This window comes from Cerasibacillus quisquiliarum, from assembly GCF_014202495.1.
Classification (GTDB): domain Bacteria; phylum Bacillota; class Bacilli; order Bacillales; family Amphibacillaceae; genus Cerasibacillus; species Cerasibacillus quisquiliarum.
In genome coordinates this window covers 1-16,513 of sequence record NZ_JACHHA010000023.1, presented here as the reverse complement: position 1 = coordinate 16,513, position 16,513 = coordinate 1, and the positions used below count along the sequence as shown (strand labels likewise).

The 16,513-nt window shown below is 34.4% G+C and carries 15 protein-coding genes and 6 pseudogenes; 12 read left to right on the top strand and 9 right to left on the bottom strand.

Annotated features, from left to right (window positions below; translation table 11 throughout):
• The coding region (locus HNQ35_RS13735; RefSeq protein ID WP_260173545.1) for a helix-turn-helix domain-containing protein at positions 1-83 on the bottom strand (83 nt) is incomplete at its 3' end.
• 324 nt (positions 84-407) lie between these two features.
• On the opposite strand from HNQ35_RS13735, the gene HNQ35_RS13730 reads away from it, so the two are divergent.
• Positions 408-911 (top strand): hypothetical protein, encoded by a 504-nt coding sequence (locus HNQ35_RS13730; RefSeq protein ID WP_146938797.1) that lies wholly within the window; start codon positions 408-410, stop codon positions 909-911.
• Positions 912-1,345: 434 nt separating this feature from the next.
• A pseudogene (locus HNQ35_RS13725) lies at positions 1,346-1,453 on the top strand (SPOR domain-containing protein); the annotation flags it as partial.
• Positions 1,454-2,209: 756 nt separating this feature from the next.
• Here HNQ35_RS13725 and HNQ35_RS14550 read toward each other — a convergent pair.
• Both HNQ35_RS14550 and HNQ35_RS13715 read right to left on the bottom strand, forming a co-directional pair.
• Positions 2,210-2,485, bottom strand: a pseudogene (locus tag HNQ35_RS14550) (UPF0236 family transposase-like protein); the annotation flags it as partial.
• Between the two features lie 663 nt (positions 2,486-3,148).
• Entirely contained in the window at positions 3,149-3,739 is a 591-nt protein-coding gene (locus HNQ35_RS13715; protein ID WP_146938795.1) for a TetR/AcrR family transcriptional regulator, read from the bottom strand.
• 145 nt (positions 3,740-3,884) lie between these two features.
• Between HNQ35_RS13715 and HNQ35_RS13710 the strand changes: the two are divergent.
• The 7 genes and pseudogenes from HNQ35_RS13710 to HNQ35_RS13680 all read left to right on the top strand — a co-directional run.
• A pseudogene (locus HNQ35_RS13710) lies at positions 3,885-4,574 on the top strand (ABC transporter ATP-binding protein); the annotation flags it as partial.
• 125 nt (positions 4,575-4,699) lie between these two features.
• On the top strand, positions 4,700-5,812 hold the full coding sequence (locus tag HNQ35_RS13705) for an RNA-guided endonuclease InsQ/TnpB family protein (RefSeq protein WP_146938794.1): 1,113 nt from the start codon (positions 4,700-4,702) through the stop codon (positions 5,810-5,812).
• Positions 5,813-6,004: 192 nt separating this feature from the next.
• Complete coding sequence (locus tag HNQ35_RS13700) at positions 6,005-6,292, top strand: hypothetical protein (RefSeq protein ID WP_146938793.1); 288 nt, start codon at positions 6,005-6,007, stop codon at positions 6,290-6,292.
• Positions 6,293-6,330: 38 nt separating this feature from the next.
• Entirely contained in the window at positions 6,331-7,020 is a 690-nt protein-coding gene (locus HNQ35_RS13695) for a response regulator transcription factor (RefSeq protein ID WP_146938792.1), read from the top strand.
• Positions 7,021-7,102: 82 nt separating this feature from the next.
• Complete coding sequence (locus tag HNQ35_RS13690; protein WP_015009215.1) at positions 7,103-8,026, top strand: ABC transporter ATP-binding protein; 924 nt, start codon at positions 7,103-7,105, stop codon at positions 8,024-8,026.
• Positions 8,019-8,786 carry an ABC transporter permease gene (locus HNQ35_RS13685; RefSeq protein ID WP_146938791.1) on the top strand — a complete coding sequence of 256 codons (768 nt, stop codon included), beginning with the start codon at positions 8,019-8,021 and terminating at the stop codon, positions 8,784-8,786. The genes HNQ35_RS13690 and HNQ35_RS13685 overlap by 8 nt, the downstream gene beginning before the upstream one ends.
• A gap of 21 nt (positions 8,787-8,807) precedes the next feature.
• The gene (locus HNQ35_RS13680) at positions 8,808-9,716 is read left to right on the top strand and encodes a sensor histidine kinase (protein WP_146938790.1); all 909 of its coding nucleotides are present in this window, start codon (positions 8,808-8,810) and stop codon (positions 9,714-9,716) included.
• A 367-nt stretch (positions 9,717-10,083) separates the two neighbouring features.
• Here HNQ35_RS13680 and HNQ35_RS13675 read toward each other — a convergent pair whose 3' ends face one another.
• From HNQ35_RS13675 to HNQ35_RS13650, 6 genes and pseudogenes are all read right to left on the bottom strand, one after another.
• Positions 10,084-10,398 (bottom strand): DMT family transporter, encoded by a 315-nt coding sequence (locus tag HNQ35_RS13675; RefSeq protein ID WP_146938789.1) that lies wholly within the window; start codon positions 10,396-10,398, stop codon positions 10,084-10,086.
• Positions 10,395-11,108, bottom strand: a complete 714-nt coding sequence (locus tag HNQ35_RS14350; RefSeq protein WP_246118123.1) for a DMT family transporter — start codon at positions 11,106-11,108, stop codon at positions 10,395-10,397. The genes HNQ35_RS13675 and HNQ35_RS14350 overlap by 4 nt, the downstream gene beginning before the upstream one ends.
• Before the next feature lie 51 nt (positions 11,109-11,159).
• Positions 11,160-11,930 carry a hypothetical protein gene (locus HNQ35_RS13665; RefSeq protein ID WP_146938788.1) on the bottom strand — a complete coding sequence of 257 codons (771 nt, stop codon included), beginning with the start codon at positions 11,928-11,930 and terminating at the stop codon, positions 11,160-11,162.
• 1 nt (position 11,931) lies between these two features.
• Positions 11,932-12,798, bottom strand: a complete 867-nt coding sequence (locus HNQ35_RS13660) for an ATP-binding cassette domain-containing protein (protein ID WP_146938787.1) — start codon at positions 12,796-12,798, stop codon at positions 11,932-11,934.
• Positions 12,795-13,172, bottom strand: a complete 378-nt coding sequence (locus HNQ35_RS13655) for a GntR family transcriptional regulator (RefSeq protein ID WP_146938786.1) — start codon at positions 13,170-13,172, stop codon at positions 12,795-12,797. Before HNQ35_RS13655 ends, HNQ35_RS13660 begins: the two co-directional genes overlap by 4 nt.
• Positions 13,173-13,351: 179 nt before the next feature.
• Positions 13,352-13,664, bottom strand: a pseudogene (locus tag HNQ35_RS13650) (winged helix-turn-helix transcriptional regulator).
• Positions 13,665-13,865: 201 nt separating this feature from the next.
• Here HNQ35_RS13650 and HNQ35_RS13645 point away from each other — a divergent pair.
• The 3 genes and pseudogenes from HNQ35_RS13645 to HNQ35_RS13635 form a co-directional block, all read left to right on the top strand.
• On the top strand, positions 13,866-14,717 hold the full coding sequence (locus HNQ35_RS13645) for a VOC family protein (protein ID WP_146938785.1): 852 nt from the start codon (positions 13,866-13,868) through the stop codon (positions 14,715-14,717).
• 33 nt (positions 14,718-14,750) lie between these two features.
• Positions 14,751-15,768 (top strand): annotated as a pseudogene (locus HNQ35_RS13640) (LLM class flavin-dependent oxidoreductase).
• Positions 15,769-16,159: 391 nt separating this feature from the next.
• Positions 16,160-16,513: pseudogene (locus tag HNQ35_RS13635) on the top strand (hypothetical protein); the annotation flags it as partial.

Sequence of the window (16,513 nt, the reverse complement as noted above, 5' to 3'; positions counted from 1 at the left end):
TAGACTGTACTCCTTGAAATATCTAACTTTTGAGCCACCTGAACTTTAGTAAACCCTTGTTTTAATAACTGATGAATTTCCATGTACATTTTCCAGTTCTCCACCTTTTATACCTCTATCACTGCGACAATAAAATAATACTAATATCATAACAGTGAGAGAAGGTTAATTTGAATAAAAATGTTTCTTTTTATTTAGCGGAAACTGTACCATTTAGTTTATCAGTCACACCTACCGCACTTACTAGCATAGTAGTAGCTAAGGTTGCTGCAACAGAACTAATAATTTTCTTTTTCATTCTCTTTCTCCTCCCAAAATATATTATAATATTTACAATATTATGTTATCATAGAATCGTATTAATTCAACGGTGATTTAGAAAGTTAGGACTAAAGGGGTTGGGCGTAATGTCAAATAGGACTAAGGATAGAAGTGCTGAAGTTTTTGGTATGACTGTTTCTATAATTCTAGCGATTGTAGTATTTATTATAATGGTATCAGTACCTATATTTCTTAATTTCGGGGTGATATACTTACTCTCCAAATTACCAATAGTTGAATTTTACTTTTATATAGATTTTTGGTCTAATTTCTGGTTCTTTTTTGGTTTTACTGTAATGAACATTATTGTTCTTGTATTAAGTGAACTGTTAATTACCGCAATCAGGAGAAAGAAAATAAAAAAGTTGTCAGATATTGGCCCAATAAATCTTAAAGAATGGATTATATACTTACTTATTTTTATTGGTTATATTAATCTTTTTGATATATATTTTGATAGATTCAATACAACATTTATTGGTGCGGTGTTAATTTCTGTTAGTATTATATTTTTGTTTATTATCATAGAAAAAACTCTAGATATGTTCCAAGATGAAGAAGAAGGTTCAGCAAATATTGATAAAATATAATAGCTTTTTAAATAAAATAAGGTTCAGCCCTTATTATTCTATAATTTAACGCATTGGGGCTGAACTTTTTTTACGAAGATCACATTTCCATTTATCAATCAATCTAGATTTGTTTTAAACGAAATCTGTCTTTTTAATATTAATAAGTTTATTTATAATAAGCAAAAGGCCATTCATGTTTATTAAGTTCTCTTGGTATTGTAAGGTAAACACAACTACATCTTTTAAAGTCTGCGATTACCATTCAAACCCTGTTGAGTGTGTATCGCAGTTAGTGTTGAAATAGTCTGCAATTATCAATCAACGCATGTCGAGTTGGTAGCATTGTTGTCTAGAAAGTAAGCTTTGATGCAACAAGGGTTTAGGACGGAACATCTATTTTGTCTACACGGTGAAATGGGTGTACGTCAACATCAAAGCCATCAACAGGTGGAAAGAAACTATATCGTGTACAGATTGGTGCGTATAGTGTTAAAAAGAATGCTGATAAGCAGTTGGAAAAAGCAAAGAAGTCTGGGGTTAAGGGTGCTTATGTGAAGTAAGAATAACAAGAATAACCGAGGAGTGATTATTCGATTCGGTTATTTTTTAACTAGTATTTGCTATGCCACAATCTGACCCGTTAATTGAAAAATGGAAGACTCTGAAAAAGTGAAACAGTAATAATCAATGTTGATAACGAGCCAAAAGAAATTAAAGTAATGGTTTTACGATTATTCTGTTTCTTTGAAGGCTTGATTAGCTCATTAATTGCATAAATCCATATAAACATAGATGCAATTATAATAAGAGTCATAGTCATATCAGACACTCCTTTCTTTATTTACTCATTCCACCAGTAAAGCATTTCTATCACTATACGGCCCTTTAACGGCACGCTGTTTATTCAACAACTGCGCCCTTTAGTTGAAGAGTGTTCCATTAATTTTTGACATCGTAGTGTAGTTCAACAAATTGATTGAAATTCCTAGTTCCTTTCAACGAAAGATCCAATTGATAATCTCCCCTTTTAAATAATGGAATCCCCTTTCCCTCGAATTGTTGTAAGTTGACATGGAGCCTCTGGGAGCACGAGTAGTCAGCCAAGGAGCCAAGTATAGAAAGGCTTGGCTAAGTTCGCCAGGATATCATGCTCCCTTCTCCATGTAAAGTTCAAACGATGATGCATGGGACTACTCTCCACTTCATTCAAAAAACACATCATACCATTTAAAAGCCTACCAATCCTCGCAACGTTCTTGTATAAGGCTTTCGCTGTTCATCTCTGGTCAATGCTGGTAAATGTCCTTGAATGGCGCCTATCGACTCCCTTGTCTTCTATGTGAGCAACTTCTTAAAGGAAGGAAACTTTTTCGGCTTTTTTTGGTTATCAGTTTCGCTGGTTGATTGGTTGCGACACGGTGACCAGCTTCCCTATCAAAGTATTTACTTCTGTTAATTGTAACCTCACCAAACATCGTGGCAATTGTACACTTCTGCTTTTCCCTATTTTTAAATCGTTTATAATCATGGTTATTCATCAGCCACTCATCCAATTCATCTAAAAGTGAAATGAAAATTGTTGATATACAATTTGAAGCTCTTGAAACAAATTTTGTACCATTTCTTTAATAGTCGGGATATTATTGATATGAGAGTCCTCTTCTTTTATTTAGGGCAATTGTGCGAACTTTTTAAAGAATCCCCCGTAAACATTTTACTCATACGTGGCGACGCGGAATCTGAAGGAAACGGGCGCGAAACCTCGAGGAACACGAACTTCATACAAGGCTAGGTATCATTGGATGAGTTTGCTTTGACAACAAAGTCCTTTCTGCCGAAGGTGATACAGAGTAAATGAAGCGGATAGATGGAAGGAAAGATTACCTCCTTACCTAGGGATGTCTGATGGATACGTGAAGTACTCTCACAACCTACTTCATGAGGAGTAGCTGAACCATCAGAAGTCAGCAGAGGTCATAGTACAAACCGGTCTAGAACGATTTGGAAGGACCGAACAATTAAGAGAGAATAGCTCTTTCTATTCAGTCAGCCATGATGAACACAGAAAACGTAGTACCTCACTTGAGGAAAGAAACGGTGAATTCCGTGGAAGCCTTCTTGGAGGGTGGAGTGACTACTGGCATAAGAAGACAAGCTATTCACGGAAGGAAATATTGCGTTATCCATCTTAATTGAACCGCCGTATATGCGAACTGTACTTGTGGTGTGAGAGGATGGAGGTTAATCACCTCCTCCTACTCGATTTCTCTTTTGCCTGCAATGCCATAAAAAAACAATTTCGTTAAGTCGTCCGCTATAGGGAGAATTTGTTTCGCTACATCTTTTCGTTGCATATATTCGCGAAACATTTGTAGGTAAAATAAAATTGCTTCATCCGATATGGAAGGATCGATAAATCCTTTTTCTCGCCCTTCATTAAAAAACTTCATGTAAAGTGGTAACGCTTCATTGACGTATAATTGTTCGACATAACTTTGACCACTCGCATATTCTTCCATAAAATCTTGAAAAAATCGTTCACTTATTTGATTCGCTTCAAACCCTTTTTCAAAAATTATTTTTTCGATTTTTTTATTGAAAGGTATATCACTTTCTAACATTTCTTTTTGTTCTTCCCAAATGTTATCGACGTAATATTTAAAAACATGGTAGACTAAATTGTCTTTACTCTCAAAGTAATTATATATCGTCACTTGAGATACGTGCGCTTTTTTAGCTATCTCGGCAATCGTCACTTTTTGTACGCCATATTCTTGAAACAGAGATAAGGCAGCTTTTAAAATATCTTTTTTCTTCTGTTCTCTACGCTTTTCGAATCCGTCCATAATCTACACCTCATCATCCAGTTTAATAAAAATTTTGTAACAAAACAATAAAAATCTTTCAAAACTTATTGCAATTGGCGTAATTTATGTATATTATGAACTGTAAGAATAAAAATATTTCAAAACTTTACGAGGAGAATGACATATGAATATATTAAGAACGGTAAATTTAACGAAAAAATTCGGTTCGTTTACTGCTTTAGACGGCGTCAATATGGAAGTTGAAGAAGGGGAAGTATACGGATTTATCGGTCCGAACGGTGCGGGGAAATCGACGACGATCCGAATTTTACTCGGTATTTTAAAAGCAACGAAAGGGAAAGCGGAAATATTCGAAAAAGACGTTTGGAAAGATGCGGTAGAAATTCACCGACGAATAGCATATGTACCAGGAGATGTGAATCTTTGACCGAATTTGACTGGTGGTGAAGTGATCGATTTGTTTATGAAAATGAACGGTAGTACAAATAGAGAAAAACGGAATAAGTATATCGAAATGTTTGATTTTGATCCGACGAAAAAATGTCGCACATATTCGAAAGGGAATCGGCAAAAAGTAGCGTTAATCGCAGCATTTGCGTCAGATGCTGAACTTTTCATTTTTGACGAGCCGACTTCAGGTCTTGATCCATTGATGGAAAATATTTTTCAGCAATGTGTACTCGAGGCGAAAAACGAAGGAAAAAGTATATTACTATCTAGCCATATTTTATCGGAAGTAGAAAAGTTATGTGATCGAGTAGGGATTATTAGACAAGGAAAAATCATTGAAACTGGAACTTTAGATGAACTAAGACATTTAACGCGAACGAATTTAACGTATTTTCCGAAAGAAGTCTCCCATCCTCAAGGAATGAAATGAGTAGGTGGGCGATGAATTTCGGTTGGCGATAGCCAAAACTTATGGTACAATAAATAAAAAGGGAACTAGTGTTCGTTATTAAAATGAGGTGAATTGATATGACCAAGCTAAATAAAGCTTTCAAATTTCGCCTATATCCAAATAAGGAACAGCAAGGGTTTTTAGCGAAAACATTTGGTTGTGTTCGCTTTGTCTATAATAAGATGCTGGAAGAACGTAAAGAAACGTACGAGAAATTCAAAGACGCCAAAGAACAGCTTAAAGAACAAAAGTTCCCGACACCAGCAAAGTATAAAGATGAATTTCCATTCCTAAAAGAAGTGGATTCTTTAGCTTTAGCAAACGCACAGATCCATTTGCAAAATGCTTATAAGAACTTTTTTGAAGGTCGTGCGGAGTTTCCTAAATTCAAAAGCAAGAAAAAGAAACAATCTTACACAACCAACATGGTTAATAGCAATATTAAGCTAGAAAATGGTCATATCAAACTGCCAAAAATCAAAAAGCCAATAAAAATAAAACAGCATAGAGAAATACCTGCTGATCATAAAATCAAATCTTGTACTATTTCTAAAACAAAGACAGGCAAATACTATATTTCTATTTTGACAGAATACGAGAAAGATATTCAGCCTGTAGAAATTCGGAAAGTTGTTGGCTTAGATTTTGCTATGGATGGTCTATATGTTGAGAGTGAACGGGGTGAGAAAGCCAATTATCCACGTTACTATCGGCAAGCTTTAGACAAATTAGCAAAAGCACAACGAATTCTTTCTCGAAGGAAGAAAGGTTCTGCACGATGGGAAAAGCAACGTCTAAAAGTAGCTAATCTGTATGAAAAGACAGCGAATCAACGCAGAAATTTTCTTCATCATAAGTCAAAAGAATTAGCAACAAACTATGACGCCGTGATTATTGAGGATTTAGACATGAAAGGTATGTCTCAAGCCCTCAATTTTGGAAAAAGCGTTCATGATAACGGCTGGGGTATGTTCACGAATTTTTTAGAATACAAGCTAAAAGAACAAGGGAAGCAGCTTGTGAAAATTGATAAGTGGTTTCCTTCTACTAAGAAATGTTCATGTTGCGGCAAGGAAAAAGAAATCCCATTATCTGAACGTGTATATAAATGTTCTTGCGGCTTTGTATTAGATCGTGATCACAATTCAGCAATCAATGTCAAAAATGAGGGATTGCGCTTATTGGCATAAAGAATAATAACTTTCGGAACGAGAGGGTTAGCTCGGTCAATTTTCTGTCATTAGACGAGATTACCCGAGAAGCCCCTAGTGGAGGATTCGTAAGAGAAGATATGAAACGAGGGTTATTTAAAAATGCTGATTGTGTCATTTATTCTCTTACCGTAACGGAACGTCAATTAAAAAAGTTGAAACGTTATATATTTGCAATGGAAAGAAGTAAAGAAATTTATCGTTATCATTTTTGGTTTGTTCGGGTTTCTTGTAAATAAACCTATTCAAAGAAAAAATGCTTACTTCTGTTCACAATTTGTCGCGACGATATTAAAGAAAAATCAAGTTATTGAATTCGATAAACCTCTTGCGTTAACCGCTCCACATGACTTTCAGGGACTAACACTATTGGATTTAGTATATGAAGGAAAATTGAAGACGTATCTTCAAGATGATCGTGGTGAAATTTCAATGACACTTCCTTCTGTTTTCGTTTAAAGCGGATGATGAATATACGAAAGGATGGAGGAATAAAAATGCCTGATAAAATCGATATTTTAGTTGTAGAAGACGACGAAGACATTAATCAATTGTTATGCAAAATTATTAAAAAGAGCGGATACTATCCGCAATCTGCCTACTCTGGTACAGAAGCGATCATGTATTTAGAAAAACAAAATTGGGATTTAATTTTACTTGATTTAATGCTTCCAGGGATGGATGGGGAAGCAGTTCTTGAAAAAATTAGAGAACAAGGAGTCATGCCGGTCATTATTATTTCTGCAAAAAATGAAAAAGAAACGAAAGTAAGTACGTTACGATCTGGCGCAGATGATTTTATTACGAAACCGTTTGATATCGATGAAGTTTCTGCACGTATCGATTCACTGCTTCGTAGATATCGCTATACGAATGAAGCTACAGAACGAGTGCTTACCCATAAAGATATTCAATTAAATTTGGAAGAAAAAACCGTTTATGTAAATGGACAAAAAATTTCATTAACCGTTCGAGAATATCACATTTTAAAACTGTTCATGTCTTCTCCTAAAAAGATATTTTCGAAAGCGAATGTATTTGAAAGTGTGTGGAACGAACCGTTTTATGGGGATGATAACACCGTAAACGTTCATATAAGCAACTTACGAAATAAATTGTCCCAAGCAAATCCGAATGAAGAGTATATTGAAACGATTTGGGGAATGGGGTATCGGATGAAATCTTAAAGATTTCTTAAGGTTTTTCTTAAGCCTTTCTTATACTTTAAGAATCATACTAATGGTAATACGATGAAAGGAGAGCATTAGTATGACAGAATATATTTTACGGACGAACGCATTAACAAAAAAATATAAAAATGATTATGCATTAAAAAATGTTGATGTGACGATAAAAAGAGGAGAAATTTATGGATTGATCGGTCAAAATGGGGCAGGTAAAACGACGATGCTACGTTTAATCACCGGGCTAGCATTTCCTACAAACGGATCGATCGAATTGTTCGAAAATAATGATCGAAGAGAAATGACTGCAGCGCATAAAAGAATGGGAGCGATCATTGAAAACCCGGCTCTTTTTCCGAATATGACCGCCTATGAAAATTTAGAAGTCCAGCGGCTGCAAAGAGGAATTCCAGGAAGAGAGTGTATCGAAAAAGCTTTGAAACTTGTCGGACTTGAAGGTACTGGTAAGAAAAAAGTGAAAAACTTTTCATTAGGAATGAAACAACGCCTCGGATTAGCGATCGCATTATTGAGTGATCCCGAATTCATCATTCTTGATGAGCCAACGAACGGACTCGACCCGATGGGGATCGTTGAAATGAGAGAATTGTTGAAGAAATTAAATCGTGAAAAAGGACTCACTGTGTTAATTTCGAGTCATATTTTAAGTGAACTTTATCAATTGGCTACGAAGTTCGGCATCATTCATCAAGGGCAATTGTTGGAAGAAATATCTGCTGGTGAATTGAATGATAAATGTCGTCAATACTTGCGCATTAAAGTCGATGAACCTGCAAAAGGCGTAAATGTCTTAGAAGAGAAATTATCTGCACATGATTTCGAGATTTTATCAGACGGGACGATCAAACTTTACAGTTATCTCGATGATGTACACTTAGTGTCTCGCACTTTGACAGAACACGGCCTTGTTATCGAACATTTATCTCAAAATGGCGACAGTCTTGAAAATTATTTTACGAAGCTCATAGGAGGCGTTGAAAATGAGTAATCTAATGAAAGCGGAACTTTTTAAATTACGTCGAAATAAGACGTTTATCGTTTTAATGTTATTTATCTTCGGATTAAGTACATTGCTTCATTCTTTGATTGTTACAGAATGGTGGTATATGACTGGAACTCCATTTGAACTTACGAATTTGAATGAATTGAATGCCTTGATTTTTTTCACTGTTCCACTGTTTTTCAACTTTATCGTCAGCACGTTAGCTGGGTTTTTTATCGCGACTGAATTTACCCAAAACAATGCGATAAAAAACGAAATGATTAGCGGAAACAAAAGATCACAAATATTTATTGCGAAATATTGCGTTTTCACTGTTGGAGCTCAGATTACGACGATCGTCCTTCCGTTAGTTTCAGCGATTGTCGTCGTAAAATTAGTCGGCACGAACGATGTATTATCGGCAGAAAGTTTGATATATTTAGGTAAATCATACAGTTTGTTTACAATTCATTTTTTAAGCTTTACCGCGATCGTCTTGTTGTTCGCGATATGGACAGAAGATAGCGGCAGGACGATTTTATTCACGTTAGTCCTATCCATTGCGATGTTTTTAGTGGAAAAGTTTGTTACGAACGAACTTGTGAAAACAATTTATGAACATACATTTTTCTATCAGTTCACCGAATCGTTTAAATATACGATGACGGATGGTGAAATTGTCAAATCGATCATCATCGGAGTTGTGTCTTTCATACTGATCATGTTATTTGGAATAGTCACGTTTCATAAAAAAGAAGTGAAATAGAAGGAAGGCGGGTGAAAAATATTGTTATATTTGTTTATCATCATGTTCATTATTGTGACGATATTTTTAATCACTCGCCTTTTTGCTTTACATAAAGAGATGAGAAAAATAGTTCACCAATTGAAAAAGTACAATCAACGAGAAACGAATAAGAAGATCGACATGGCGTTAATGGATAAAAATATGGAAAACTTAGGAATGGAAATAAATAAATTAATTGATCTACATATCGCCGAAAATAGGAAACGTGTCAATTTTGAAGATGAGCATAAACGAGCGATTGCTAATATTTCGCACGATCTCAGAACTCCGTTGACGTCGATCGTCGGCTATATCCAAATGGCTAAGAAAGAAGATATTCCAGCTGATGAACGGAAAGAATTATTGTCGATTGCGTACGAGCGAGCAAAAAGATTGGAAACTTTATTAAATGATTTTTATGAACTATCAATCATTAAGTCGAACGAACTTCATGTTACATTGGAACGAATCAATTTGAAAAATATCGCAATTGAAGTGTTAATGAGTTTTTATGATCAATTTCACGAAAAAGAGATTACCCCAATCACCCGTATTCCAGACGAAGCAGTATATATTATTGCTGATAAGTCTGCGTTGACACGCGTGTTAGAAAATTTGTTTGCTAATGCGTTTACCCATTCAGATGGGGAGATTAAAATGTCGATCGAGGATAAAGATCATGTAGTCAAACTGAAAGTAGAAAATCATACGAATACTTTAACAGAGAAAGATGTTGAACATATTTTCGATCGGTTTTATATGGCGGATCAATCACGTTCCGGAAAAAGTACTGGATTAGGACTATCGATTGCAAAGAGCTTAATGGAAAAAATGAATGGGAACATTCAAGGGCAATTACATGACGGAATATTTTCCATTACTTGTGAATGGAGAAGGGCAAAGGAATAGAAATGAAACATGATTTGGAGAGTTTCACTCACCATGATAAGCTTTTCTCAACTTATCTATATTTATTTTTTTTCATACGTTGAATTACTTTCAATACCTGATAAAATTGTTAAGCCTTTCCAGACAGAAAAATAAACAATCGTAAATGTTTATGATATTCCTTTTTATACGAATAATCATGAGGAAATAAAAAATTTATATGAATATGTATGAAACAGGGGATTCAGGTAAAATAGGTTCATTAAGAACAAAAGAAGTTGGAATTAATTGTGAGTAAAAAAACAATTTTATTAAGAAATAGAAAAAAGCAAGTAGGAAAAAAATTTTCTCTACCTGCTTTCTTAAAGACACTTATAAAAATTGACCATTAACTAACTAACCGTAATCCGACTATTGTGCCAATGATTCCTACGATACAAAATAGTCGAAAGGGACTTTTTGATTCTTTGTACAATAAAATTCCGACGACAGTTGCACCGACTGTACCGATTCCGGTCCATACTGCATATGCGACCGATAAAGGAATCGTTTCTAGAGCCATGCGCAACAAATTCAAGCTAATGATAAATCCGCCGATAAGGAGTAAATATGCGAATAAACTTCCTTTTTCAGATACTTTTTTGATGCCGATTACTCCGACAATTTCTGTGAGCCCGGCAAGTATTAAATATATCCAACTCATGTGATTTCCTCCTGCTCAGAGCTAAACCTTAATCCGATAATAAATAAGACGAGAAGGATAACTAATCCGATTTTTACCATACTTAAACTTTCTTGAAAGACGATAAAATCAACAATTACCATTCCGACGACACCAATACCGGTAAATATTGCATAAGACGTTCCGACACCTAATTGCTTAACTGATCTGATTAGAAGATCAAAGCTGATAATAAGCACAATTAAAAGTGGTCCACCGAGCATATCCATTTTTAACGCAGTTGCCCAAATAATTTCTAATAAACCGGCGATGATTAAATATACCCAAGCTCGACGAACAGTTCCACTTTCTCTCTGTTTCATATTAGTTTTTATGCCAACGTCTTTTTTCATATCGCTTATTACAGTAGAATTTCGCTTTTCCACTTTTTCGGTTGTCTTCGTTTTTTGCTTCGGCGGAAATAACGTTTCAATTAATTCTACGATGAAATGAATGATTAAAATCGTTTTCCAAATATTGCTCATATGATTGATCGTTTCGTTTTGATAAATATTTACACTGTGATTTATAAAATGTTCTAAAATATAGTCGAGATAAGAATGACTCCCTAATTCCGAAAGTGGGATGACACCAACGAGAAAGACGAATAAAAAATGGACTATGATAAAAATCACAACATGGTAGAAGAAAAGATTCCACTTAGGACCTTTCTTTTTCTTGTTTTTCGTCATCTGTTTACTCCCTTCTCTTCATTTGAAGGATTTTCAAACAATGATGAGTTTTTACAACTTCACTGAAACTCTTTTCGTTGTATGGCGAATAACAGCTAAGATGATTAAGATTACAAATAAAATGCAAGCTATCGCAACACTAATTGGCAACACATCAAGTGAATTAAACCACCCGATTGCAGGTAAATCTATAGCAATTCGTAATAAGGTATCTTTTATCATTTTCAAAAAAATTACCATAATAATCGCAATAAGTCCGATGATCACATCATACGAGTAAAAGCTACAACTAATAAACCAACCTAATAAATATGTGATAAAAATGTTACTACATAAAACTAACGTTGCTAAAAGCCAATTTTCATTAGGATCGACATAGGGTGATAAAATCATCATTTGGATCGTATCACCAATAATATTTCCATCTAATTCAATTTCATTGATGGTTTGAACTTTATATTGAATGCCGATTAAATTAAAAATTATTTTTTCAATAAAATAAACAATAATTGTAATAATTGGGATCGTGATGGATAATCCAACAGAAGCAATTGTTGCACCGAGAAAATAATCTTTTCTTGTCACGCCGTTTCCGACAAAATAAGATAGAAAATAAACTGCGAGTATCCCGATGATAAACATATAAATATTGCTTGCGACAAAAACAGAGTTAAAAAAACCTTCTGCTTTATCACCTTGTAAACCTAATAATAATCTAACGATACTGATGAATAATAAGATTCCTAAAAAGGAAATCGTCCAGAAAAACTGGGATAAGTACATATCTTGAGCAACTTTTAAATATATTTTATTTTCATTCATATTACATATCCTCCTTTGTTAGGTGAACGAACAACTCATGTAAAGAAGCGTGAGAAATTTCCAGCCGTAAACGTCTTGCATTTTCATATTCGTCTTCCGTCAATCCTCCGTAAACCATGACAGATTTTGTGTTTCCTAATTTTTGGACATTTAATTGTTGTTTAGAGCCTACAAATTGATCAACAAGTTCACTTTCTCCCGTAATGGTTACTCCTTTTGCTAAGAAAGTATCAATTTCTTCATGCAATAAAACGGTACCTTTATCGATAATTATTACTTCATCAAATAAGTAGTCCATTTCGGAAACGAGATGTGTAGATAAAATAAACATACGTGGAAATCTTTGTTGTTCTTCTAATAGTTCTTTATAAAAAGCTTCGCGTAAATGCGCATCCATGCCTAAATATACTTCATCGAGTAACGTGATTGGCGCTCTGCTTGCTAACCCAATGACAACATTGAGTGCGGACTTCATTCCTTTGGAAAATTTCTTTATTTGTTTTTCTCGATCTAGTTTAAATAAATTAATGAGAGATTCAGCATATTCCTTATCAAAATTTGGGCGATAACGTGCAATTCCTTCTAACATTTCTCCGATTTTGTCAGATTCGTCACTATAATCTTTATCATATAGAAAAGCAATTTGTTGCATTACTTTCGCATTTTCAAAAGGTTCTTCGCCGTCTACTGTAATCAAACCTGAAGTTGGTTCACGATAAGAGGCGATTAAAGATAAAAGCGATGTTTTCCCAGCACCATTTTTTCCAAGTAAACCGATGATGTTATTTCCATTTAATTCAAAATTCACATCATCCAATGCAACATGTCCCCCATAATGTAAGTGCAGATTTTCTGCTTTCAACTTCATTTTGCCTCACGTCCTCTTACGATTTTGATGTATTTAATAATTTCTTCTTCTGTTATTCCTAATTTATTTGCTTCATGAACTAAGTTCACGACATGATCTTCAATGAAAGATTGTTTTCGTTTTTGAATCAGTTTTTCTTTCGCTCCTTCAGCAACAAACATACCAATTCCCCTTTTCTTAAAAAGAATACCTTCATCTACTAACTGATTAACTCCTTTTAATACAGTTACGTGATTAATTTTGTAAAAATCAACAAGTTGTGTAGTAGAAGGTGCTTGGTCTCCTTCTTTCAATTGATCGCTAAGGATCATATCTTCAATTTTTTCACGAACTTGTATATAGATTGGTTTATCTTGCACAAATTTTTTCTTCATTTTAATCGCTCGCTATTCTGTTTTAGGTTATATACTGATATATATAACTATAATACTCGAAATGTTATTCGTCAATCATTTTTTAAAACTTAAATAAAAAAACTAAAAGGCAAGTAGTAATAATTTATTACTACTTGCCAGGTCTAATAAAACGAAAAGGAATTGATTGTTGCGAAAAATTATATTTCAACCCATTTTTGTGACCAATTTTCAATCGATTTTAAAATTGTTTCCATTGCACGACCTTTTTCAGTTAAAGAATATTTAATAACAACCGGTGTGTCCGGAATAACTTCGCGTTTTATGATTTCTTTTTTTTTCTAATTCTTTTAGTCGATCTGATAACACTTTTCCACTTATACCGATAGCAGATTGTATTTCATTAAATCGTTGTGGTCCTGATAATAATTGATAAATAATTAACGCCGTCCATCTTTGACTTAACAATGAAATAGCTTTTTCAAACTTCGGGCAAATTGTCGGCAAATCCATAGTCATACATCTCTTTCACTTTATTTTAACACAAAAAAACATAATAATTAACAAATAATAACTTAGTTTCTTGACATTATTAAATATAAAATATACACTTAGTTACATAAAGTAACTTACTAAAAAAGAGTGCGTGGAAATTTTTTGTGACTGTTATATCGTAACTCTTTTCGAAGTGAGTGAATATTAGGAGGTACCTTAATGAAATTCCATGAAAAACCGACGACTTTTATCGGTAATGTTAAAATTAAAGTACAAAATTTAGAACGGTCTATCGAATTTTATCGTGATATATTAGGATTTGATATTTTAGAACGAACTGGATCTATCGTGAAATTAACGACTGACGGGAAAAGAAATTTTTTGACGTTAGAACAACCTGAAGATGTGACACCGAAAGAAAGAGGAACGACTGGCTTGTATCATTTTGCCATCCTTTTACCGAGCCGATCACATTTGGCGAATATCGTGATTCATTTTGTCAAAAACAATATTCAATTCGGATCTGCTGACCATTTAGTCAGTGAAGCATTGTATTTTAAAGATCCAGATGGAAATGAAATTGAAATTTATCGTGATCGTCATCCTTCTGAATGGAATTGGCGCGGAGAAGAAGTGGAAATGGCGACGATTCCGTTAGATTTTGAAGATTTATTAAAAAATGCAACACCTGATAAATCATGGAGTAAAATGCCTGAAAATACGTTGATGGGACATATCCATTTACACGTTTCAGAGTTGGAAAATACGGAAGAGTTTTATGTAAAAGGTCTTGGAATGGATGTCGTTAATCGCTTTGGAAGTCAAGCGTTATTTTTATCTTACGGAAAATATCATCACCATGTTGGAGTGAATACGTGGAATGGTGTCGGTGCACCGGCTCCTTCAGAAACAAGTGTTGGATTAAAATCTTATACATTAGTTTTTGATAATGAGGATGTTCGTGCAGAAACAATAACTAACTTAAAAAATATTGGCGCGGAAGTAAAAGAAGAGAATGGTAACTGGGTTACTTATGACCCTTCAGGTAACAAAATCGAGTTGGCAGTATAGTTAGGGAGATATAGTTTGTCGAATCGATCTAGCATGGAAATTGGCATTTACACACTTGCAGATATTGGGCTAAATCCACTGACTGGAAAAATGATTTACGTACATGAACGAGTAAAAGAAATAATCGAAGCTGCGAAACTAGCGGATGAAGTAGGTTTAGATGTTTTTGGAATTGGAGAACATCACCGATTAGATTATGCATCATCATCTCCAGCAGTCATGTTAGCAGCGCTTGCCCAAGCGACGAAAAATATAAAGTTAACGAGTACGACCAGTGTTGTGAGCACGCTTGATCCCGTCCGACTGTTTTTATGATTTTGCATCATTGGATTTAGTTTCAAATGGTCGGGCAGAAATAATGACTTGAAGAGGAGCATTTATCGAATCTTCCCCCTCTTTGGTTATGATACGAATGATTATGATGCATAGTTTGAAGAACATATGGAGTTGTTGTTACTCTTAAATGAAAACGAAAGAGTATCATGGTCAGGTGATTTTCGGCCTTCACTAAGAAATGTAGAAATCGCTCCTCGTCCAGTATAAGAAAAGTTAACGATTTGGATAGGAGTAGGTGGAACTCCATAAAGTGCCGTTCGAGCGGGAAGATTTGGTGTATGAATTGCACTAGCGATATTAGGTGATCCCCCGAGTCGCTTTACCTGCATGCAGGAAAGGAAGCTGGCCATACAGATGGAGTATTAAAAGTCGAGGTGACGGGACACACATATATAGCAGAGACGACTGAAAAAGCAAAAGAACAATTTTATCCATATTATTCGAACTATGGACGTACGTGAATAAACAACGTGGAATGTTGAATCGTATATCAGAGAATGATTTTGAGCAGATGACAACAGCGGATTCAGCTTTGTTTGTCGGCAGTCCAGAATTTATTATCGAAAAGATTCTTACGCAGTATGAGCTTTTTGGTCATAAACGAGTCATGTTTCAGTTGGATATTGGCGGTCAACCATTCGAACAAGTGGTAAAAGGAATTGAACTGCTTGCGACAAAAGTAGCTCCAGTCATCCGAAAAGAGACAAGTAAATAGTTAATATAATAGAAAGGTAGTCCAATCATCATTTTGGATGCCTTTTTATTTTAAAATTGGATAAAGGTATTAATATAGTAGGTTCTTATCGCATTTTTTGAGCATTTATCACCCGGAAAGTATATTTAACTTTCTCATGGTTGGTTTTATTCCCGCCCAATTCGTAAACTAGATTCATTGAAGCATATCCCTCCATATATACTTCAATCATTATTGCATCCTATCAATCTTCAATAATAATAAATGATTCTCTACCAAGCAAAGGTATGCGAAAAAATGTTATACCCATTTATTTCGTCTAATAATAATTTGTTTTATGAAGATAACTATATTACTATTAATATAGAAGGAGATTGCTTTTGAATTTATAGTGAAATGGTGTTGTGTAATCATGGAAAATAGTGTAAAACAGATGAGTAATTGGTATCATAAGTTAATTTATATCATTGTTAATAATGAACAAATTCAATCGATCGTCGACAAGTTTGAAAATAGTAAAAAAATAAACATTAACAAACTATTAAGTGAAAAACTTCTTGAGATTCCAAAACAAAAATATCCAATGTTTGTATACGATATCCTATTAGAAGCATTACGAGATAAAGATGATTTGTACATATTACAACATATCGATATTTTATTTGACCCGCAATCCAAGCATCTAATCACAAACGCGATCGGACAAAAGGAATCGATGCATATATCGAGACTGTTGCATCAAGCTTTAGCAATGAATCTAAAGCAA

Excerpts from the sequence above, each read along its gene's own strand:
- HNQ35_RS13645 (WP_146938785.1), top strand. The coding sequence starts at position 13,866 with ATGAAATTCCATGAAAAACCGACGACTTTTATCGGTAATGTTAAAATT.
- HNQ35_RS13715 (WP_146938795.1), bottom strand. The coding sequence starts at position 3,739 with ATGGACGGATTCGAAAAGCGTAGAGAACAGAAGAAAAAAGATATTTTA.
- HNQ35_RS13675 (WP_146938789.1), bottom strand. The coding sequence starts at position 10,398 with ATGAGTTGGATATATTTAATACTTGCCGGGCTCACAGAAATTGTCGGA.
- HNQ35_RS13685 (WP_146938791.1), top strand. The coding sequence starts at position 8,019 with ATGAGTAATCTAATGAAAGCGGAACTTTTTAAATTACGTCGAAATAAG.
- HNQ35_RS13665 (WP_146938788.1), bottom strand. The coding sequence starts at position 11,930 with ATGAATGAAAATAAAATATATTTAAAAGTTGCTCAAGATATGTACTTA.
- HNQ35_RS14350 (WP_246118123.1), bottom strand. The coding sequence starts at position 11,108 with ATGACGAAAAACAAGAAAAAGAAAGGTCCTAAGTGGAATCTTTTCTTC.
- HNQ35_RS13695 (WP_146938792.1), top strand. The coding sequence starts at position 6,331 with ATGCCTGATAAAATCGATATTTTAGTTGTAGAAGACGACGAAGACATT.
- HNQ35_RS13730 (WP_146938797.1), top strand. The coding sequence starts at position 408 with ATGTCAAATAGGACTAAGGATAGAAGTGCTGAAGTTTTTGGTATGACT.
- HNQ35_RS13660 (WP_146938787.1), bottom strand. The coding sequence starts at position 12,798 with ATGAAGTTGAAAGCAGAAAATCTGCACTTACATTATGGGGGACATGTT.
- HNQ35_RS13705 (WP_146938794.1), top strand. The coding sequence starts at position 4,700 with ATGACCAAGCTAAATAAAGCTTTCAAATTTCGCCTATATCCAAATAAG.
- HNQ35_RS13690 (WP_015009215.1), top strand. The coding sequence starts at position 7,103 with ATGACAGAATATATTTTACGGACGAACGCATTAACAAAAAAATATAAA.
- HNQ35_RS13655 (WP_146938786.1), bottom strand. The coding sequence starts at position 13,172 with ATGAAGAAAAAATTTGTGCAAGATAAACCAATCTATATACAAGTTCGT.